Below are 19549 nucleotides of genomic sequence, written 5' to 3' on the forward strand. Positions count from 1 at the left end.
CTGGGCGCTCTAGTTCACACAGCGGGGGCCGGAGGCACCGGCATCGATGGGTGGACCGGGCGGGGCCGGCGTGGGCTCGGTTCCGGCCGAGAATACGGACTCGGGGCCGCTCTGGTTCCCGCTGGAGTGGTCGCGGATCGATGCCGGGGAGGATGGCCCCCGATAGTCGCCCGTCAGTACCACCCGCACCGAACCCTTCGGCAGTGTCGAATCGGTCTCGGTGGGGAGGCCGCCAAGTGCCGAGGAGACAGCTTTGGCCGCGTCACTGTCGGCGGAGCGGGCGAACACGGTAGTGGTGCTCACCCGCTCGCCGGTGTAATTTCCGACCGATCCCCGTCGGTAGCCGGTCGACTCGAGGGCGTCGGCCACACCGTTCGCGAGGCCACTCACGTTGCCTGCGTTGGCAACGTCGACGGTGACGGTGGACGTGTCGATGTCGGGTGCCGCGGAGGTGGTCGTGGAGTCTTCCGAGTCGTCGACTTCCAACCCCACGAGGCCGGCCACGTACTTCCGAACCTCCTTCGGTTCGACGCGGACGATCGACTCGCCGTAGGAAGTCATGCCGCTGAGATCCGCGACCGGAATAGTCCCGAACCGCACCTCGCCGCCAGCGAGATCCTTTAGTTGCGTGGCGAATTCGATGATGTCCCAGTCCTCGTCCAGCACTACTGAGCGTTGCACCGCCGAGGTGAGGCCTTCGAGCTTGCGGGGGTCGCTGAGGGTCTTGCCGGACAGCACTTTACCGACCAGAGAAGCCATGAAGACCTGTTGTCGCACGATGCGGTCGAGGTCGCCGCGCGGGAGTTCGTGACGCTGTCTGACGAAGCTCAACGCATCCTCGCCCGTGAGTGTCTGTGTGCCTGCTGGGAAGTGGGCGCCCGACAAGACCTCGTAGACCGGTTCCTCCAGACAGACTTCGACGCCTCCGACCGCGTCGGTCAGAAGGACGAATCCGAGCATCCCGATTTCGGCGTAGCGGTCGACGGTGACTCCGGTGAGATCTGCTACCGACTTGATCAGCGCCTCTCGACCCGCCTTCGTGGACTCCTTCTCGGCTTCGTCCAAGGTGGCGCCATTCTCGACGAGTTTCAGTCGCTCGGTCTCCTTGGTGGCGCCATAGGCGGCGTTGATCTTGGACATGCCGATGCCCGGGACTTTTACGTAGGAGTCGCGGGGGATCGAAATCGCGGTTGCGGAACTGCCGTCGACGGGTACTCGGATCAGAATGATGGTGTCGGTGTTGGACGCAACCTCGTTACCGGCTCGCAGCGAGTCGAGTTCGGCCTGGGAGAGCGGGTTGCCGTGGGCATCGGTGCGACTGTCGGTACCCACGATGAGGATGTCCACGGCACCATCGGCAACGCCGCCGAGTCCGAGCCCGCTCGCCATTGCCAGGCTGTTTCGTAGCGAGTCGATGCCCCACCATGCAAATCCTGTGACGATGAGGGCCAGCACTGACAGCGTCGTGACAGCGATGTGGACGGGCCGTCGAGCTACCCACGGGGGTCCGTGTGGTGCATGTGGCTGCTGTGACACATAACCCAGGCTACTGGTCGAAGGGCTCGGGGAGGGAAGTATCGATCGGCGTGCCAAACTGATTCCCGTGACGAACATCCTGGTGACTGGAGCGCGTGGACAGTTGGGTCGCCAGCTCCTCCGCCGGGCCGCGGAAGTGGGAATCGCAGTCCGGGGTGTGGGCTCTGACGAACTCGACGTAACCGACCGCGATGCAGTGGATGCACAGGTCGAACGTGGATCTGTGGTAATCAACTGCGCTGCTTACACATCGGTGGATGCAGCAGAATCCGACGAGTGGTCCGCGCGAGGGGTGAACGAGTTCGGACCAGCAAATCTGGCGACTGCCTGTGCCCGGATGGACGCCAGATTGATTCACGTCTCTACTGACTATGTATTCGACGGGCACAGTGGCTCCTCGTACGACGTAGATGCTCCCACCGGTCCCGCGACGGCTTACGGGCGTACCAAGCTGGCCGGTGAACGAGCCGTTCACGCTGCGCTTCCGTCAGCCCACATCGTGCGCACCGCGTGGGTCTACACAGGGGTCGGCACCGACTTCGTCGCCACGATGCTGCGCCTTGAGCGTGAACGTGACACGGTCGACGTCGTGAATGATCAGGTGGGATCACCCACATATGCCGGCGATCTGGCCGGTGCACTTCTCGAACTGGCCACCCGGAGCGATGTCACGGCTCCGATGCTTCATGCCACCAATTCCGGCAGGGCCAGCTGGTTCGATCTGGCGCGCGCAGTGTTCGAGGAGGTCGGTGCCGATCCGAGGCGAGTGCGTCCGTGCACCAGCGCCCAGTTCGTACGGCCTGCACCTCGACCGGGGTTCTCGGTTCTTTCCGGCCGGGCGTGGGCGTCGGCTGGTCTGACGCCGCTCAGGCCGTGGCGCGAGGCATTGCGCACGGCACTGGATGTGGTGGTGTGAGGATGGCCCTGACGCAGCGGCTACGCTGTCTCGCGTGAGTTCGAAGCTGGCCGTGGTGACGGTGACCTATTCGCCAGGCGAGCATCTGGAGCAATTCCTGGCCACTCTCGCTGAGGCGACCAAAGAAGATCCGCAGGTCGTCATGGCCGACAATGGGTCGACGGACGGCGCCCCCGAGGCCGCGGACGAGGCGCATGAGCACGTGCGTCTCCTGCGGACCGGCGGGAACATCGGCTACGGCGGCGCCATCAACAGGGCAGTGGCGGAGATCGACGAGAAGATCGAGTTCGTTGTCGTTGCCAATCCGGATGTTCGTTGGGCCCCCGGATCGATCGATGTTCTCCTCGAGGCGGCTGAGCGTTGGCCGCGGGCAGGCGCACTGGGGCCGCTCGTTCTCGAGCCCGACGGAAGTGTCTACCCGTCGGCTCGCCAGGTGCCCAACCTCGTGTCGGGCGCCGGTCACGCCGTTCTCGGAACAGTGTGGCCGTCGAACCCGTGGACCGCCGCCTACCGTCAGGAGAACGAAGCTCTCAGCGAGCGCTCGGTCGGATGGTTGTCGGGATCGTGTTTGCTGATGCGACGTGCAGCCTTCGATTCGATCAACGGATTCGACTCGCGCTACTTCATGTATATGGAGGACGTCGACCTCGGGGACCGTCTGGGTCGTGCCGGGTGGCTCAACGTCTACGTGCCTTCCGCGGAGGTCACTCATGCCAAGGGGCATGCTGCGGGGCGGCACCCGGAACTGATGTTGCCCGCTCATCATCAGAGCGCATACCGCTTCCAGGCGGACCGACACCCCCACCGGTGGCAGGCGCCGTTGAGGTGGGCTCTTCGGGGAGGGCTGGCCGTGCGGTCGAAGATCGCGGTGGCAGCTGCGGTTCGGGAACGTCGGAAGAATGACAGCGAGGGGGGAACCAATCATGGCAATTGAGAAGTCGGTTGATGCAGTGGTGTTGGTCGGCGGCAAGGGCACGAGGCTTCGTCCCCTTACCTTGTCGGCACCGAAGCCGATGCTGCCGACAGCAGGCCTGCCCTTCCTCCAGCATCTGCTCGCGCGGATCGAGTCGGCCGGGATCAAGCACGTCGTACTCGGAACCTCCTTCAAGGCGGAGGTCTTCGAGGACTACTTCGGCGATGGAGCCGGACTCGGCCTCGAGATCGACTACGTCACTGAATCCGAACCGCTCGGCACGGGGGGCGGCATTCGGAATGTGCTACCGAAGTTGCGCGGCGATCACGCCATGGTCTTCAACGGCGACGTACTCGGGGGCACCGATCTCGAAGCTGTCTTCGACACGCACAAGTCCTGCAATGCCGATGTCACGCTGCACCTCGTGCGGGTCGGAGATCCTCGGGCCTTCGGCTGCGTTCCCACCGATTCGGATGGGCGAGTCACCGCATTCCTCGAGAAGACGCAGGATCCGCCTACCGATCAAATCAACGCCGGGTGCTACGTGTTCAAGCGCGAAATCATCGAGCAGATTCCCGAAGGGCGCGCGGTATCCGTGGAACGGGAAGTGTTCCCGTCGCTGCTTGCCAGAGACGCCCGCGTATACGGCTATGTCGACTCGGCGTACTGGCGCGACATCGGCACCCCAGAGGACTTCGTGCGTGGTTCGGCGGATTTGGTACGCGGCATCGCCCCGTCCCCGGCGTTGGATGGACCTTGCGGTGAGTCTCTTGTTCATCCGGGAGCGGGTGTCGCTCCGGGTGCCCTGGTAATCGGGGGCACCGTTGTCGGGCGTGGCGCCGAAGTGGGTGCAGGCGCGCGTCTCGACGGTGCCGTGCTGTTCGACGGCGCGGTGGTCGAAGCCGGAGCGACGGTGGAAAGGTCCATCATCGGTTTCGGTGCGCGAATCGGGCCTCGGGCGCTTGTGCGCGATGCGGTGATCGGCGATGGAGCCGACATCGGCGCCAGGTGTGAACTTCTCCGCGGGGCGCGGGTGTGGCCAGGGGTGACACTGCCGGACGGCGGTGTCAGGTTCAGCACCGACGTGTGACATCGTGTGCGTCGCCAGGGGTTCGATCCCCAACGGGCACTGCCTCGAGCGCACGCTACGGATCTAGCGCATTCCTGCGAGGTACACGAGGCGGTCGATCGTGGACTTCTCTGCCGTCGGGGGTAGTGCGCCCACCGGCCACCAGCGCAAGTCCGTTGATTCGGAACTGCGCACGACGTCTGAGTTCGCGCGTGCGCGGACCAGGAACCGCAGATCCAGATGCCGGGTGGGCTGTCCGAGCGAGCACGTGATCGGGTGCGTGTGCGCGGACAGCAGATCGGGATCGATCCGTAGATCTTGGATCCCGGATTCCTCGCGAGCCTCCCGCAGCGCGGCATCCACGACGGTGTCGTCGGAGGGCTCACAGTGCCCGCCCAGTTGGATCCACCGCCCGACCTTCGGATGCAGTGTGAGAAGAACATGGGCTCCTTCGTCGTCCAGGACGAGGGAGGAGGCCGTGATGTGTCCCGGGGCGTGCTCGCGCAGGCATCCGAGAGGCGCCGATTCGAGAAACGCGAGCATGGTGTGCCGCAGCGATTCGTCGTTGTCCTCGTTGGTCTTCCAGCCCGTCAGCGCGGCAATTGCGGAACGGTGTAGTGATTCGGCGCTCATTGTTCAGTGGTCATCTCTCGATCAGGGCATCACCGGGATCGACGGCAGCTCGGGGTGAGAGTGAGTCGACGGGGTGGCCGACTGCGATGGCGCCGAGGGGTTGCCAGTCGGCAGGCAAGTCGAGCGCGTCGCGCACGACATCGGGGGCGAAGATCGTCGACCCGATCCAGCAACTACCAATTCCTTTGGTGGCCAACGAAACCAGCAGTCCCTGTACGGCCGCGCCCACTGCCACCGTGAACATCGTCGATTCCGCGGCTTGCCTGCGCGTGTCGGGGTATGTGTGGGCGCCGTCGGGAACACAGAACGGAATTATCACCTCTGGCGCGTCGACGAGGATGTTCCCGCGGGCCACTCGCGCCTCGATCGCACTGGAGCTCAGGCCGTCGGACGCGAGGTCCGCCCGCCACTGTTCGCGCATCCGGGCCAGCAGGTCGTTACGGACGTCGCGGGTTCGGACCCACACGAAGCGGACGGGACGGGTGTGGTGCGGCGCCGGGGCGGTGAGTGCCTGCGAGATGGATGCGCGAATCGCGTCGGGATCCACCTGCTCGTCGGAGAACTGGCGGATCGAGCGCCGCAGCAGGAGTGCTTCGGACCGGCCACGTTCGAGGGATTCGGCGGTGCCGAGCCAGAACAGGTCTTCGGACCCGCGGCGGATGAGATCCTGTGCGCTCGAACGGTCGTCAACGAATTCGAGGCCGCGTACCACCGCGACCGGCACTCCACCGAGTTTGCCCTTCGCAAGGTCGCCTGCGGCGGCGACCTCATCGGCGACCGCAACCTCGGTTACGAATAGTTCATTGCCTTGGCCGTCGCGTGCACCCGCGTAGGCGTGCAGGACTGGAAGGCCGGCTGCGCCGATGGCGGCGTCGATCTGGCCATTGCGCCAAGCGCGACCCATGGTGTCGGTGATCACGACGGCCACACTCACGCCGAGCACCGCTGAGATCTCGTCACGGAGCGTGCGTGCGCTCGAATCCGGGTCCTCGGGTAGCAGTGCCAATTCGGAACCGTCGACGTTCGACCCGTCGATGCCTGACGCTGCCTGCACGATCCCGAGGCGGTTCTCGGTGATGAGTGTCCTGCCCTTCTGCGCCAGGACACGGACGGCTTCCTGCTCGACGAGACGGCGGCGGGTGGCGTCGCGCTCGTCAGGATCAGTGGGGGAGGACACGATCCTGCCTTCGACCTTCGAGACCACTTTGCTGGTGACCACGAGGATGTCGCCGTCCCGGAGCCACGGCGCAGCCTCGACGATCGCGGCGCTCAGATCGTCGCCAGGCCGGAACTCGGGCAGACCCGCGACGGGCAGGATCTCGATCGAGCGGCCTGGTGCGTGGTCGATCGGCCGTGGTCGGGTTGGTTCGGTCACAACGCAACCCCCGCCACATCGAAAGCGGCACGGACCATCTCGGCCGTTACGTCGGGGTCGGACATGACGATTGGCACGCTTCGGACGTTCACACCGGGAACCTCGGCGGTATCGGTGTCGTGTATGAGCCAGCCATCGAGGATTCCGGTCGCACTGCGCGCCCCGTAATGGAGCCCGATCGCCTCGGCGGACGTCTCGACGCCAATGACGTCCAGGCACTCGTCGGCCATGCCGCGCAACGGCCTTCCGCCGATTATGGGCGATATGCCGACGACCTTCGCTGCTGTTGTGCGCAGTGCGCCACGGATGCCGGGAACGGCCAAGATTGCACCGATGCTGACGACGGGATTCGACGGGGCGAGTAGGACGATGTCTGCGGACTCGACAGCCTCGAGCACCCCTGGTGCCGGCGCGGCCTGATCGGCACCGATGTTCGCGAAACTGTGTGTCGGCACCTGGGCACGGTGCCGTACCCACCATTCCTGAAAGTGGATCGCGCGCTGCTCGCCGTCTTCAGGATCGGTGATCACGACGTGAGTTTCACTGCGGTCGTCGGTAACCGGCAGCAGGGTGACACCTGGTTGCCATCGGTTGCACAGTGCCTCGGTGACCGCCGACAGCGGAAAGCCCGCGCGCAGCATCTGCGTCCGGATCAGATGTGTGGCGATATCGCGATCGCCCAGCCCGAACCAGTCGGGCTTCGCGCCGTAGGCGGCGAGTTCCTCTTTGGCACTCCACGTTTCGCCCTTGTGGCCCCAGCCACGCTCGGTGTCGATACCCCCGCCGAGTGTGTACATGCAGGTATCGAGGTCAGGGCAGATGCGGAGTCCGTGCATCCACACGTCGTCACCGACATTGACGACCGCCGTGATGCGATGCCCCGCATCGGTGTCGACTTGATGCACCGCATCGGTGTCGACTTGATGCACCGCATCGGTACCGAGAAGCCTGAGAACACCTTGCAGGAATCGGGCTCCGCCGACGCCGCCAACCAATACAGTCACATTCACGGTACAAAGCCTAGGCGGTGGCCGAAGGCTCGCTGTGGGCTGCTTCCTTGACTCTGAATTCGGGGCGCGAAATACTAATCGACTTTCTCCATTCCGCTTGACCGCGACACGCTGGACGTGTCTAATCACAAATATGTCATTCTGACGTTGTGGGGGTGGGATCACTTGCAGCGGACTCACTTCGAATCTTTGTTCGAAGGAATGGCAGGAATGTTCGGTTCGGGGTACGTGATCAATCGAAATTTTCTGCGCTATCACAGGTGAGGGGAGGCGGAGCGATGCCCAATGAGCAGTTCGGGTCAGAGACTCGCTGGAGCACAGTAAGCAAACAGCCGCAGACCATTTCCGAAGCAGGTGCAGCAAGTGGCGTCTGCGCTCGAGAAGTCTGGGCGCCACAGGGTAGTGGTCAGGAAGGCAGTGTGACCCAACTTCCTGTGCGGGAACCTATCGCTCAGAAAGCGGATACCCAGAAGGTAGAGACAAAAGACGCCCGCCCGATGCTGAGTCTGGTGAGCGGCTTGGACGAACTGTTCGACAGCATCGAGGACCAGTGGCAGGAACGTGCACTTTGTGCGCAGACCGACCCCGAGGCGTTCTTTCCGGAAAAGGGCGGCTCCACAAGGGAAGCCAAGCGAATCTGCTTGGGCTGCGAAGTGCGGGATGAATGCCTCGAGTACGCGCTGGCCAACGACGAACGGTTCGGCATCTGGGGCGGCATGTCGGAGCGTGAGCGCCGGCGGCTCAAGCGGGGGATCGTCTAGTCATTCTTCATCCGACGGCATGTCCGGGTCGATGACCTCGGGTTCGACCTCGAGGTAGGTGCTCACCTGCTGTACCAGGACGTCGTGCACCAAGTCGGTTAGTTTGTCAGCGCCCTTGGCGCGCTGTTCCAACGGTCGACGGAACAGTACGATCCGGGCCCGCGTCGTGGCACCGTGTCGGTCGACGCCGGCCGGTATCAGCCGCGACAGCGGCACGGGACCGTCTGCGACGACTTCGACCGGCCAGTTCACAGAATCAGGATCCAAAGCGTGAATTTTCGGCACATCGTCCACGGCGATGTCGAGCTTCGTCAGGCGTTCGCGCCACAGTGCATCGATCGGCGCGAAGGCGTCGAGGACCACGAGGTCGAACTTTTCGGCTCGGCTTCGACGTGCCGGCGCGTCCGGTGGGAACACGGAACCGCGGATTCCACGCCCCCGACGATCGACGGATCGGGTGGTCACGGGACGCCTGCGTCGTGCTCTCGCCATGAAGGCGACATTACGACAGCTGAGCGCTTTCGGTGTGTCCGAGTAGGTGCCAGAGCGTCGTGGGGTTAGGCTCCCTAGCTGTGAGATCTCTGCGTAGGTGCTGCAGGCCCGGGTGTAAGAACCCCGCTGTCGCCACGCTTACGTACGTTTACTCGGATTCCACAGCTGTCGTCGGCCCCCTCGCCACCGTCGAGGAACCGCATTCGTGGGATCTTTGTGAAAGGCATGCATCGCGGATCACCGCACCCAAAGGGTGGGAACTGGTTCGATACGAGGGCGGGTTTTCGTCGAGCACTCCGGACGAGGACGACTTGACCGCCTTGGCGGAAGCCGTACGGGAAGCGGGTCTCGGCGATCGTGGGCGCTGCGATGGCGCCTCGCCCAGCGAGGATCGTGGTGCGACCGGCACTCGGCCCGGGCCGATGCGGACTGGCCGCCGTGGTCATCTGCGCGTACTTCCGGACCCTTCGAACTGAGACTCTCGACCGTCGGCGGGGCTCTGTTGTGGCATTCCGTGATTGCGGAGCCCAGGTATTAGGCTTGCGCCAGCACTGGTGCTCGTAAAGGAGAATGCAGAAGTGGCGCGATCAGCCGAGTCCGTCCATGCCGCAATCAAGGCCTACGACGTGCGGGGCGTCGTCGGTGAACTCATCGATGTTGCGTTCGTGCAGGACGTCGGCGGGGCATTCGCGCGGCTCGTCCGGGAGGAGAAGGCCGAGAGGGTGGTTATCGGTCACGACATGCGTGCCTCGTCCCCCGGGCTGGCACGAGCCTTCGCAGAGGGTGTGACCGCGCAGGGCCTCGATGTCGTTTTCATCGGGCTGGCATCTACCGATCAGCTGTACTTCGCGTCGGGATTGTTCGATTGTCCGGGCGCCATGTTCACCGCGAGCCACAACCCCGCGGAATACAACGGCATCAAGTTGTGTCGGGCCGGCGCCAAGCCGGTGGGTCAGGAAACGGGCCTGAAGGCGGTGGCTGCCGAAGTTATCGACGGGGTGCCCGTGTACGGCGGTGCTCCCGGCACGGTACACGAGGAGGACGTTCTCGAGCAGTATGCAGCCTTCGTCCGGGGTCTGGTGAATTTGTCCGGCCGACGTCGGCTGAAGGTCGCCGTCGACGCAGGCAACGGAATGGGCGGTCACACCGTGCCTGCGGTGTTCGGTCCGATGCCGGTCGACCTCGAACCGCTGTATTTCGAACTCGATGGCACGTTTCCCAACCATGAGGCCAATCCACTCGATCCGGCAAATCTCGTTGATCTGCAACGCTTCGTGCGCGAGACGAAGGCCGACATCGGTCTAGCCTTCGACGGAGACGCTGACCGTTGCTTCGTGGTCGACGAGCTCGGCAACCCGGTTTCGCCGTCTGCTGTGACGGCCCTCGTCGCTTCACGAGAGCTGGCGAAGGAGCCGGGCGCGGCCGTCATCTACAACCTCATAACCTCTCGCTCGGTTCCGGAGCTGGTGACCGAGCTGGGTGGACGCCCGGTGCGTACGCGGGTGGGACATTCGTTCATCAAGCAGCAGATGGCAGAAACCGGGGCAATCTTCGGAGGCGAGCACTCCGCGCACTACTACTTCCGCGACTTCTGGGGCGCAGACTCGGGCATGCTCGCTGCTCTACACGTTCTCGCGGCGCTGGGTGAGCAGGATCAGCCGCTGTCTGTGATGATGGCGAAATACCAGCGGTACGCGGCGTCGGGGGAGATCAATTCGACGGTCGCGGACGCTACTGAACGAACAGCAGCCGTCGTGTCGGCCTTCGCCGACCGCGCCACCGATGTGGATCGACTCGACGGCGTCACGGTGGAGATGAAGGACGCAGCCTGGTTCAACCTGCGGGCCTCTAACACCGAACCTCTGCTACGACTGAACGTGGAGGCGCGTACGGCGGCAGACGTAGACGCACTCGTTACCGAGATATTGGGTATCGTCCGGGCCTGACTGCCATAGTTGGTAGCAAGAGATTCCGGCGCACACCGTGAGTGTGGCCGGCACTGTATGTGGCTGGCACTGTATGTGGCCGGCATGGAAGAAGAAAGAGGGTGCGGTGGCATGACAGCACCGACGCCCCTGTTCGACCTCGACGATGGAGACGCACTCGTCGCAGCCGATACCGAGGGGGTTCTGCGTTCCGCAGCGATGGGGGGCGCCCAGATCCGGGCCACCAGGTCGGCGATGGAGGACGGGGTCCTCGACCGCCTGCAGGGATTACGGCCTCGCAGTGTGGTGGTAGTGACAGGTGCCGGCCGTGCCGGCCGTGGAGCTGCCATCCTCACGGCCGTAATCGCGGAACGAATTGGGTTCCCGCTGCTGCGCGCGCCCGGCACCCCTTTGTGGGTTGGCCCGCTCGACATAGTCGTGGTGGCGGGAGACGACCCGGGTGACCCTCAGTTGGTGGAGGCGGTCGACACGGCCGTCAGGCGCGGCGCCGAAGTGGTGGTGGCCGCACCGGACGAGGGGCCGCTCCGGTCGGCGGCGGCTGGACGCGTGGCGATGTTCGCGCCGCGGGTTCAGGTACTCAGACGGCACGGCCTGCTGAGGTACTTCGCGGTCCTACTCGCAGTTCTGCGGGCAGTCGGTTCCGAACAATGGCGAGACGAAGTGCCAGACCTCGAACAACTGGCCGATGCCGCCGACGCCGAGGCGCTACGCGACAGGCCGGGTGGTGAGGTGTTCCACAATCCGGCGAAGTCCCTCGCTTCGCGAATGCTGGGTCGACGGATCGTACTCACGGGCGACACGGCGAGCGGGGTGGAGATTGCCCGCCATGGTGCGGAGGCGCTACTTCACGCAGGCCGCGTGACGACAGCTTCGGAATTGTCTGACGTGCTGAGCTCGGCGGGAGTATTTCGCGCCCAGTCGCACATGCAGCACGATTCGATCTTCCACGATCCCGAATTGGACGGCCCGTCTGCCGTCAGCCCGGTGCGCACGTTCGTCATGACCGCGGAGGTGGACCGATTGGCCACCGAACGCAAGACCGTCGTCCTGGGAGACGTCGATCTCGTACTCGCATCGTCCGACGAGGAATCGATCACAGCAGTGCGTCCCGAACTCGAGCAGGCGGTGGTTCTCGTGGGCCGGCTGGACATGACGGCTGCGTATCTCCAGCTGATCGGAGGTATCTAGTGCACCGTCTCGAGGGTGCACTCCGGTCCTACGCGTGGGGGTCGCGTACGGCAATCGCACAGCTGCGCGGACTCCCGGCCCCGACGGCACATCCGGAGGCGGAGCTCTGGTTGGGCGCCCACCCGGGCGACCCTGCCCGGGTCCTCACAGACAAGGGGCCCATGTCGCTTCTCGAGTTGGTCGACTCGGAGCCCGAACGCCAACTCGGCACGCGGAGTGTGGAGACTTTCGGTAAACGCCTACCGTTTCTGCTGAAGTTGCTCGCCTCGGAGGAGCCACTGTCGTTGCAGGCGCACCCGAGTGCAGAGCAGGCACGCGAGGGATTCTGCCGGGAGAACGATGCGGGGATTCCGGTCGAGTCCCCGATTCGCAACTACAAGGATGCCAGTCACAAACCCGAGCTCGTCGTGGCGCTCAGCAGGTTCCAGGCACTTGCCGGGTTCCGGGACCCGCAGCGCACCGTCAAGTTGCTCGAAGCTCTTGCTGTGCCGGAGCTACAGCCGTACGCAGGGCTGATTGCCGGGCAGCCGGACTCCGACGGACTGCGGGCGCTGTTCACCACGTGGATCACGCTGCCGCAGCCCGTGCTCGGCGCGTTGATGCCGCGGGTGCTCGAGGGGTGTATCAACTATCTGTCGAACACAAAGGACGGGGAGTTCGCGGCCGAGGTCCGAACTGCGCTCGAGCTGAGCGAGGTGTATCCCGGTGACGCCGGAGTGCTGGCCGCGCTGCTGCTACACAGGGTCACGCTCGAACCCGGGCAGGGACTGTATCTGAACGCGGGCAATCTGCACGCATATCTGCACGGTATGGCCGTCGAGGTGATGGCGAACTCCGACAATGTGCTACGCGGGGGGCTTACACCGAAGCATGTGGACGTTCCGGAGTTGCTGCGGGTCCTCGACTTCGACACCGTCGACATCCCCGTCGTCGAGGCGGAACAGATCGGTCCTCGCGGGGAATTCGTGTACTCCACTCCCGCGCAGGAATTCGCGCTCATGCGAATCGACCTGTCGTCGGAGGGTCTATCAGAGCACCATCTCGATTCGGAAGGACCGCACATCCTCTTGTGCACCTCGGGATCGGTGAAGCTCCACTGTGGGTCCGATTCCCTCGAGCTTTCCCAGGGGAACGCCGCATGGGTCGCGGCAGAGGACCCGGCGGTTGAGGTGACGGCCATAACCGACCGCGCACAATTGTTCAGCGCGGGAGTGGGCGTACAGATCGCGTAGCCTGTGAGTGCCCTGCGACGGGAACCTTCGTCGCTTCAGGGTTCTGCCCGATCGTTGATCGAGAGGGAGTCACGTTGGCGGCTCATAGCGGAAAGAAGTCGATTCTCGCCGCACTCGGTGCCAACGCGGGTATCGCGGTCGCCAAATTCGGCGGATTCTTGATCACAGGCTCGTCATCGATGTTGGCGGAATCGGTGCACTCGGTGGCCGACACCTCGAACCAGGGCTTGCTCCTGCTCGGCCACAAGAAGTCCGAACGTGCCGCGGACGACTTGCATCAGTTCGGTTACGGGCGAAGCCGCTACTTCTATTCGTTCGTCGTCGCGCTCGTGTTGTTCAGTCTCGGTTCGTTGTTCGCGGTCTACGAGGGCTTCCGCAAGGTCCAACACCCCGAGCAACTCACGGTGCCCTGGTCGGTCTCGTTCTCGCCCTCGGTGGTGTCGGATTGACGATGCTTACCGGCGATCCCGTATGGGACGGCATCGGCACACTCTGCAGTGGTGCCCTGCTCGGAATCATCGCGATCATTCTGATAGTCGAAATGCAGAGTTTGCTGATCGGCGAAGGAGCCACCGCAGACGAGGAGGTGCGCATCCTCGCCGCCCTCGTCGACGGCGAGAAGATCGAATGTGTCATTCACTGCAAGACCCAGTACCTCGGGCCGGACGAGATTCTCGTAGCTGCGAAAGTTGCGGTGGCGCCCGGATCGGACATCGGCGCCGTGGCGGCCGCGATCGACGATGCCGAGGCGCGGGTCCGTGGAGCAGTCCCTGCAGCTAGCCGCATCTACCTCGAGCCCGATCTCTTCCGGTCGAGACAGGCATAGGCTGGACGCGACTGGTGAGGAGGCTGATGTGGTCACCCAGAACACAGGTGGCGAGGTCGGTGGCAGGTCGACCGGATTGTTCCGCACCAAGTCGATCGAGCAGTTGATTCGAGATACTGAGAAACCGGATACCAAGCTCCGCAAGGAACTGACGGCATGGGATCTCACCGTACTCGGCGTCGCCCTCATCGTCGGAGTCGGAATCTTCACGCTCACTGCGACCACGGCAGGAAACGTAGCGGGTCCAGCGGTGTCGCTGGCGTTCGTCCTCGCCGCCATCACGTGTTTGCTGGCCGCGTTATGCTACGCCGAGTTCGCCTCGACGGTTCCAGTGGCCGGGAGTGCCTACACGTTCTCGTACGCGACGTTCGGTGAGCTTGTTGCTTGGATCATCGGCTGGGACCTCATGCTCGAGCTCGCACTGGGGGCGTCGGTCGTGGCAAAGGCCTGGTCTCTCTATCTCGGCGAGGTGATCGGACTCGATGCGCGGATCACGATCGACTCGTTCCAGATCGATTGGGGTGCGATCTTGATTGCTGCGATCATCGCGGTGCTACTCATCAGGGGTACCAAACTTTCTTCACGGGTCGCGCTGGTCATCACCACGATCAAGATATCCGTCGTGGTGGTTGTAGTTGTGGTCGGCGCGTTCTACATCATCCCGGCCAACTACTCCCCGTTCATTCCGCCGCCTGTAGAAGACAGCTCTTCGGCGGGCGTCAGCGAGTCCTTGTTTTCCTTCCTTACCGGAGCGGGCAACAGCCAGTTCGGCTGGTACGGACTGCTCGCGGCCGCCGGCCTGGTGTTCTTTGCGTTTCTCGGTTTCGACGTCGTGGCCACTACCGCCGAAGAAGCGAAGAATCCGCAGAAATCACTGCCTAGAGGGATTCTCGGCTCGCTGGCCATCGTCACGGTTCTGTACGTAGCGGTGACGCTGGTGGTCACGGGCATGGTCAGTTATCGCGAATTGGCCGGAGACACCTCCACTTTGGCTACTGCGTTCGACATCCGCGGAATCACCTGGATGAAGTACCTGATTTCGTACGGTGCGCTGGCCGGCTTGACCACTGGACTGATCGTTATCTTTTTCGGCGGTAGCCGCATCATCTTTGCCATGTCTCGGGACGGTCTGTTGCCGCAGTGGTTGGCAGCCACCGGCAAGCGCGGCACACCCGTTCGGACCACGGTGCTCGTCGGCGTCGTGATGGCCGTGCTTGCGGGTGTCTTCCCTATCGGCACCCTCGAGGAAATGGTGAACATAGGAACGCTGTTCGCGTTCACGCTTGTGTCGATCGGCGTGGTGGTTCTGCGCCGTACCCGCCCCGATCTGCCTCGCGGATTCCGTGTGCCGTTGGTGCCGTTGGTGCCGGTTCTCGCGGTCGTTGCGTGCCTCTGGTTGATGCTCAACCTGTCCGTCGAGACCTGGATCAGATTCGTGGTGTGGTTGGCACTCGGAATGGTCATCTACTTCACCTACAGTCGCAGGCACTCGGTGATGGAGCGACGTAGCAGCGTCAAGCTCTGATTTTCCCTCCTGTCGTTCCCGTCCACTCCACGAACCATCTACGTTCTCGCCAGCGCAGCCGTTCCAACCTCCACTGGTTTACAAGAGATGCAATGTTGTCTATCCAAAGAACGAAACTAGGGGTAGTGTCCAATCCGATGGTGAGGTTACTCACATGATCTGATGTGATGGAGGGGCGAATGTCGATGCACCTGCAACCGGAGTCGCCGGCACCGGTCGAACAGTGGCGGGACAAGAAGCGGTACCTGTGGCCACTGGGCCTGAATCCGCCCACGGCGGTGTTTGTCGCGATCGGCATGGTGTGGGTGTTCGAGCGCATCGGACTCGGTGCCGTTGCCCCGGTGTGGTGGTGGATCGGCCCGATCTTGATCTACGTGCTGCTCCCGCTTGTGGACGTCTTCTTCGGCCCTGACGGAGACAATCCACCCGACGAGGTGATGGAGAGGCTCGAGAACGACAAGTATTACCGGTATTGGGTCTACACGTACATCCCGCTCCAGATCCTCAGTCTGGTGATGGCCTGCTATCTCTGGTCCGCAACGGATCTGGGCTGGTTGGGCATCGACGGCGGCCTCGGTGCTGCCTCCGAGATCGGGCTTGCCATCACTGTCGGATGTGTTGCGGGAATCGGGATCAACGCCGCGCACGAGCTTGGGCACAAGAAGGATGAACTGGAGCGATGGCTCTCTAAAATCGCTCTGGCGCAGTCGTTTTACGGTCACTTCTACATCGAACACAACCGGGGCCACCACGTCAGGGTCGCGACGCCCGAGGATCCCGCGAGTGCCCGTTTCGGGGAAACGCTGTGGGCGTTCCTGCCACGGAGTGTGTGGGGCAGCTTCGCTTCGTCCTGGCGTCTCGAGAAGGCACGGCTGGAACGGCTCGGCAAGCGTCCGTGGACGATTCACAACGACGTCCTGAACGCCTGGCTGATGTCAGTCGTTCTGTTCGGCGCACTCGTTGCAGTCTTCGGGATCGGGGTCGTGCCGTATCTGGCGATTCAGGCGGTGTTCGGGTTTTGCTTGCTCGAGGCCGTCAATTACCTCGAGCACTATGGATTGCTGAGGCAGAAGACGGCGAGTGGCCGCTACGAGCGGTGCACCCCGGAACACAGCTGGAACAGCGACCATGTCGTAAGCAACGTGGCCCTGTTTCACCTGCAACGGCACAGCGATCACCATGCCAACCCGACTAGGCGCTACCAGACGTTGCGGAGCATGGACGGTGCCCCCAACCTGCCGAGTGGCTACGGCAGCATGATCGCGCTCGCCTATTTTCCGCCCTTGTGGCGAAGGGTGATGGACCGTCGTGTGCTCGCGCACTACGACGGCGACATCAGGCGGGTCAACATTCAGCCTTCCAAGCGTGGGAAAGTGCTCGCGAAGTACGGGGTGCCGCAGTGAGCGCGTACCGCTGTCCGGTGTGCGACTACGTCTACGACGAGGCGGTGGGTGCGCCTCGGGAAGGGTTTCCGGCTGGCACGCAGTGGGGTTCGGTACCCGAGGACTGGTGTTGTCCGGACTGCGGGGTGCGGGAGAAGCTCGACTTCGAGCCGGTGGTCACGATACGAGGAGAAGTTCCATGACTGAGTACAAGCTCTATCAATGCGTTCAGTGCGGATTCGAGTACGACGAGAAACTGGGATGGCCGGAGGAGGGCATCGAACCCGGAACGCGTTGGGAAGACATCCCCGACGACTGGAGCTGCCCGGATTGCGGCGCCGCGAAAGCGGACTTCTTCATGGTCGAAGTAGAGCGGAACTGACATTCGGACGACGCCGCACGCCGCGACCGTGCCGGTCGAGCACGGCCGCGGCGATGGACGCTAGTGTCTTCGCCATGACTTCTCCGCGTGTCAGGGTGTCCTACCAGGAGGCCACGCGGCTGCTGCTGCGTCGGTCGGTACTTGACTCGATGCGGGACCTCTTGGTCGAGAACGACTGGTCGGATATCACGATGTCCGACGTCGCGGCGGGTGCGGGAGTGAGTAGGCAGACTCTCTACAACGAGTTCAAGTCGCGGCAGGGTCTCGCGGAGGCGTATTCCCTCCGGTTGGCTGACGAACTCGTCGATTCCGTCAGTGAGGCTATGGTCGCGAACGTCGGAGATGGTCGTGCTGCGCTGACCGCAGCGTTCACGACGTTCTTCGCTGCAAGTCTTTCCGACCCTCTGGTTCAGTCGCTACTGCGGGGTGACGCGAAACCTGAACTCCTGCGGCTCATCACGACCGAGAGCGGGCCGATCATCGAGCGGGCGTCAGTGAGACTCGCCGAGGTGTTCGAGCGTGCATGGGTACAGGCGACCCCGTCGGATGCGGGCGCACTGAGTCGGGCCATCGTGCGTCTTGCCATGAGTTACATCTCGATGCCACCGGAGTCCGAGGTCGACGTCGCAGCCGACATCGGTGCCATTCTGGGGCCTTTCGTGGACGAGGCGGTCGGCGGGGCCGACCGCAGTGGCTAGCCGGGTGGAGTGCCCTGGGCGTTTCACCCCCTGATCGCGATACGGATAGCCTTGATCGAAACAGCAGTCGACCAGGAGAGCTTCATGACGACCTCAGGTTCAAACACGCCCGTGGCCGAGAGCCGCAACGGGATCGATTTCAAGGTGGCGGACCTTTCACTCGCCGAGTTCGGCCGCAAGGAAATCCGCCTCGCCGAGCATGAGATGCCTGGCCTGATGGCACTACGCCGTGAGTACTCGGAGGTGAGGCCTCTTGCGGGGGCTCGCATTTCCGGCTCGCTTCACATGACGATCCAGACTGCTGTGCTCATCGAGACCCTCACGGCGCTGGGCGCGGAGGTCCGCTGGGCCTCCTGCAACATCTTCTCCACACAGGATCACGCGGCCGCGGCAGTCGTGGTCGGGCCGCACGGCACGCCCGATGAGCCCCGCGGCGTCCCGGTTTTCGCGTGGAAGGGAGAAACCCTGGAGGAATACTGGTGGGCTGCCGAACAGATGCTCACTTGGCTGGACGCCGACAAGCCTGCGAACATGATTCTCGATGACGGCGGCGACGCCACGATGCTCGTCCTCAAGGGGACCCAGTTCGAGAAGGCCGGCGTCGTGCCTTCCACCGACGACGAGCAGGATTCCGAAGAGTACAAGGTGTTCTTGGCCCTGCTGCGCCAGTCCCTCGAGGCCGACAAGAACAAGTGGACCAAGATCGCGAAGTCGGTTCAGGGTGTCACGGAGGAGACGACCACCGGGGTCCTGCGTCTGTACCAGGTCGCTGCAGCCGGTGATCTCGCATTCCCGGCAATCAACGTCAACGATTCGGTGACCAAGAGCAAGTTCGACAACAAGTACGGCACCCGTCACTCGCTCCTCGACGGCATCAACCGGGGCACCGACGTGCTGATCGGTGGCAAGGCGGCGCTGGTCTGCGGTTACGGAGATGTCGGCAAGGGCTGCGCCGAGGCGCTCAGGGGTCAGGGTGCCCGCGTGACGGTCACCGAGATCGATCCCATCAACGCCCTGCAGGCAATGATGGACGGTTTCGAGGTGAAGACGGTCGAGCAGGCCATCGGATGGGCCGACATCGTCGTCACAGCCACTGGGAACCGGGACATCATCACCCTCGAGCACATGAGGCAGATGAAGCACCAGGCCATCTTGGGCAACATCGGTCACTTCGACGACGAGATCGACATGGCCCGGCTCGAGCACTCGGGCGATGTCACCCGCGTAAATATCAAGCCTCAGGTCGACGAGTTCCGGTTCGGGAACGGTCGCTCGATCATCGTGCTGTCCGAGGGGCGCTTGCTGAATCTGGGCAACGCCACCGGCCACCCCTCGTTCGTCATGAGCAACAGCTTCTCCAACCAGGTCATCGCGCAGATCGAGCTGTGGACCAAACCCGAACAGTACGACAACGAGGTGTACCGCCTCCCGAAGCATCTGGATGAGAAGGTCGCGAAGATCCACGTCGAAGCGCTCGGGGGCTCGCTCACCAAGCTGACCAAGGAACAGGCGGAATACATCGGCGTCGACGTCGAGGGCCCGTTCAAGCCAGAGCACTACCGGTACTAGAGACCGATCCCCTCAGGAATCCGGCACGAGCGGTGGCCCGGCTAGGGCTGAGTCAGCGCTCGTGCCCGGTGGGTCGGGACATCGGGTGGTGAGCGG

The 19549-nt window shown here is 63.6% G+C and carries 19 protein-coding genes and 1 pseudogene; 15 read left to right on the plus strand and 5 right to left on the minus strand.

The genetic code is table 11. The annotated features are described in order from the left end of the window. Positions 1–9 precede the first annotated feature (9 nt). The gene (locus AB0I57_RS05200) at positions 10–1476 is read right to left on the minus strand and encodes an LCP family protein (RefSeq protein ID WP_358333168.1); all 1467 of its coding nucleotides are present in this window, start codon (positions 1474–1476) and stop codon (positions 10–12) included. Positions 1477–1603: 127 nt separating this feature from the next. On the opposite strand from AB0I57_RS05200, the gene rfbD reads away from it, so the two are divergent. The 3 genes from rfbD to AB0I57_RS05215 are packed head-to-tail and all read left to right on the plus strand — an operon-like array spanning position 1604 to position 4455. Beyond that, positions 1604–2452, plus strand: coding sequence for a dTDP-4-dehydrorhamnose reductase (gene rfbD, locus AB0I57_RS05205; protein WP_358330769.1), 849 nt, complete (start codon positions 1604–1606; stop codon positions 2450–2452). A 34-nt stretch (positions 2453–2486) separates the two neighbouring features. Further along, the gene (locus AB0I57_RS05210) at positions 2487–3386 is read left to right on the plus strand and encodes a glycosyltransferase family 2 protein (protein ID WP_358330772.1); all 900 of its coding nucleotides are present in this window, start codon (positions 2487–2489) and stop codon (positions 3384–3386) included. Next, positions 3376–4455, plus strand: coding sequence for an NDP-sugar synthase (locus AB0I57_RS05215; RefSeq protein ID WP_358330775.1), 1080 nt, complete (start codon positions 3376–3378; stop codon positions 4453–4455). The genes AB0I57_RS05210 and AB0I57_RS05215 overlap by 11 nt, the downstream gene beginning before the upstream one ends. 63 nt (positions 4456–4518) lie before the next feature. Here AB0I57_RS05215 and AB0I57_RS05220 read toward each other — a convergent pair whose 3' ends face one another. The 3 genes from AB0I57_RS05220 to cofD are packed head-to-tail and all read right to left on the minus strand — an operon-like array spanning position 4519 to position 7452. After that, positions 4519–5067 carry an NUDIX domain-containing protein gene (locus AB0I57_RS05220; protein ID WP_358330778.1) on the minus strand — a complete coding sequence of 183 codons (549 nt, stop codon included), beginning with the start codon at positions 5065–5067 and terminating at the stop codon, positions 4519–4521. A 10-nt stretch (positions 5068–5077) separates the two neighbouring features. Beyond that, positions 5078–6442, minus strand: coding sequence for a coenzyme F420-0:L-glutamate ligase (locus AB0I57_RS05225; RefSeq protein ID WP_358330780.1), 1365 nt, complete (start codon positions 6440–6442; stop codon positions 5078–5080). After that, entirely contained in the window at positions 6439–7452 is a 1014-nt protein-coding gene (cofD, locus tag AB0I57_RS05230; protein ID WP_358330783.1) for a 2-phospho-L-lactate transferase, read from the minus strand. Before cofD ends, AB0I57_RS05225 begins: the two co-directional genes overlap by 4 nt. Before the next feature lie 497 nt (positions 7453–7949). Between cofD and AB0I57_RS05235 the strand changes: the two genes are divergently transcribed. Next, on the plus strand, positions 7950–8213 hold the full coding sequence (locus AB0I57_RS05235) for a WhiB family transcriptional regulator (protein ID WP_358333171.1): 264 nt from the start codon (positions 7950–7952) through the stop codon (positions 8211–8213). On the opposite strand, the gene AB0I57_RS05240 is transcribed toward AB0I57_RS05235, so the two are convergent. Beyond that, positions 8214–8705 (minus strand): metallopeptidase family protein, encoded by a 492-nt coding sequence (locus AB0I57_RS05240; protein ID WP_358330785.1) that lies wholly within the window; start codon positions 8703–8705, stop codon positions 8214–8216. Positions 8706–8785: 80 nt separating this feature from the next. On the opposite strand from AB0I57_RS05240, the gene AB0I57_RS05245 reads away from it, so the two are divergent. From AB0I57_RS05245 to ahcY, 11 genes and pseudogenes are all read left to right on the plus strand, one after another. Then, positions 8786–9181 (plus strand): DUF3499 domain-containing protein, encoded by a 396-nt coding sequence (locus tag AB0I57_RS05245; RefSeq protein WP_358330788.1) that lies wholly within the window; start codon positions 8786–8788, stop codon positions 9179–9181. Positions 9182–9283: 102 nt separating this feature from the next. Then, positions 9284–10651, plus strand: a complete 1368-nt coding sequence (locus AB0I57_RS05250; protein ID WP_358330791.1) for a phosphomannomutase/phosphoglucomutase — start codon at positions 9284–9286, stop codon at positions 10649–10651. A 111-nt stretch (positions 10652–10762) separates the two neighbouring features. Continuing rightward, complete coding sequence (locus AB0I57_RS05255; RefSeq protein ID WP_358330794.1) at positions 10763–11839, plus strand: tobH protein; 1077 nt, start codon at positions 10763–10765, stop codon at positions 11837–11839. Further along, positions 11839–13071 carry a mannose-6-phosphate isomerase, class I gene (gene manA / locus AB0I57_RS05260; RefSeq protein ID WP_358330797.1) on the plus strand — a complete coding sequence of 411 codons (1233 nt, stop codon included), beginning with the start codon at positions 11839–11841 and terminating at the stop codon, positions 13069–13071. The genes AB0I57_RS05255 and manA overlap by 1 nt, the downstream gene beginning before the upstream one ends. A gap of 74 nt (positions 13072–13145) precedes the next feature. Beyond that, a pseudogene (locus tag AB0I57_RS05265) lies at positions 13146–13897 on the plus strand (cation transporter). A gap of 28 nt (positions 13898–13925) precedes the next feature. Beyond that, positions 13926–15422: an amino acid permease gene (locus AB0I57_RS05270; RefSeq protein ID WP_358330800.1), complete on the plus strand. Its 1497-nt coding sequence runs from the start codon at positions 13926–13928 to the stop codon at positions 15420–15422. A 179-nt stretch (positions 15423–15601) separates the two neighbouring features. Beyond that, the gene (locus AB0I57_RS05275) at positions 15602–16825 is read left to right on the plus strand and encodes an alkane 1-monooxygenase (RefSeq protein WP_358330803.1); all 1224 of its coding nucleotides are present in this window, start codon (positions 15602–15604) and stop codon (positions 16823–16825) included. Then, positions 16822–17007 carry a rubredoxin gene (locus tag AB0I57_RS05280; RefSeq protein WP_358330806.1) on the plus strand — a complete coding sequence of 62 codons (186 nt, stop codon included), beginning with the start codon at positions 16822–16824 and terminating at the stop codon, positions 17005–17007. The genes AB0I57_RS05275 and AB0I57_RS05280 overlap by 4 nt, the downstream gene beginning before the upstream one ends. After that, positions 17004–17186, plus strand: coding sequence for a rubredoxin (locus tag AB0I57_RS05285; RefSeq protein WP_358330809.1), 183 nt, complete (start codon positions 17004–17006; stop codon positions 17184–17186). Before AB0I57_RS05280 ends, AB0I57_RS05285 begins: the two co-directional genes overlap by 4 nt. Positions 17187–17260: 74 nt before the next feature. Beyond that, positions 17261–17884, plus strand: coding sequence for a TetR family transcriptional regulator (locus AB0I57_RS05290; protein WP_358330811.1), 624 nt, complete (start codon positions 17261–17263; stop codon positions 17882–17884). A gap of 84 nt (positions 17885–17968) precedes the next feature. Continuing rightward, positions 17969–19453: an adenosylhomocysteinase gene (gene ahcY / locus AB0I57_RS05295; protein WP_358330814.1), complete on the plus strand. Its 1485-nt coding sequence runs from the start codon at positions 17969–17971 to the stop codon at positions 19451–19453. Positions 19454–19549 lie beyond the last annotated feature (96 nt).

The sequence above is a fragment of the Rhodococcus sp. NPDC049939 genome, assembly GCF_040656415.1.
GTDB lineage: Bacteria > Actinomycetota > Actinomycetes > Mycobacteriales > Mycobacteriaceae > Rhodococcus_F.

Excerpts from the sequence above, each read along its gene's own strand:
- AB0I57_RS05215 (WP_358330775.1), top strand. The coding sequence starts at position 3,376 with ATGGCAATTGAGAAGTCGGTTGATGCAGTGGTGTTGGTCGGCGGCAAG.
- AB0I57_RS05220 (WP_358330778.1), bottom strand. The coding sequence starts at position 5,067 with ATGAGCGCCGAATCACTACACCGTTCCGCAATTGCCGCGCTGACGGGC.
- AB0I57_RS05235 (WP_358333171.1), top strand. The coding sequence starts at position 7,950 with ATGCTGAGTCTGGTGAGCGGCTTGGACGAACTGTTCGACAGCATCGAG.
- AB0I57_RS05240 (WP_358330785.1), bottom strand. The coding sequence starts at position 8,705 with ATGGCGAGAGCACGACGCAGGCGTCCCGTGACCACCCGATCCGTCGAT.
- AB0I57_RS05255 (WP_358330794.1), top strand. The coding sequence starts at position 10,763 with ATGACAGCACCGACGCCCCTGTTCGACCTCGACGATGGAGACGCACTC.
- AB0I57_RS05275 (WP_358330803.1), top strand. The coding sequence starts at position 15,602 with ATGTCGATGCACCTGCAACCGGAGTCGCCGGCACCGGTCGAACAGTGG.
- AB0I57_RS05285 (WP_358330809.1), top strand. The coding sequence starts at position 17,004 with ATGACTGAGTACAAGCTCTATCAATGCGTTCAGTGCGGATTCGAGTAC.
- AB0I57_RS05290 (WP_358330811.1), top strand. The coding sequence starts at position 17,261 with ATGACTTCTCCGCGTGTCAGGGTGTCCTACCAGGAGGCCACGCGGCTG.
- ahcY (WP_358330814.1), top strand. The coding sequence starts at position 17,969 with ATGACGACCTCAGGTTCAAACACGCCCGTGGCCGAGAGCCGCAACGGG.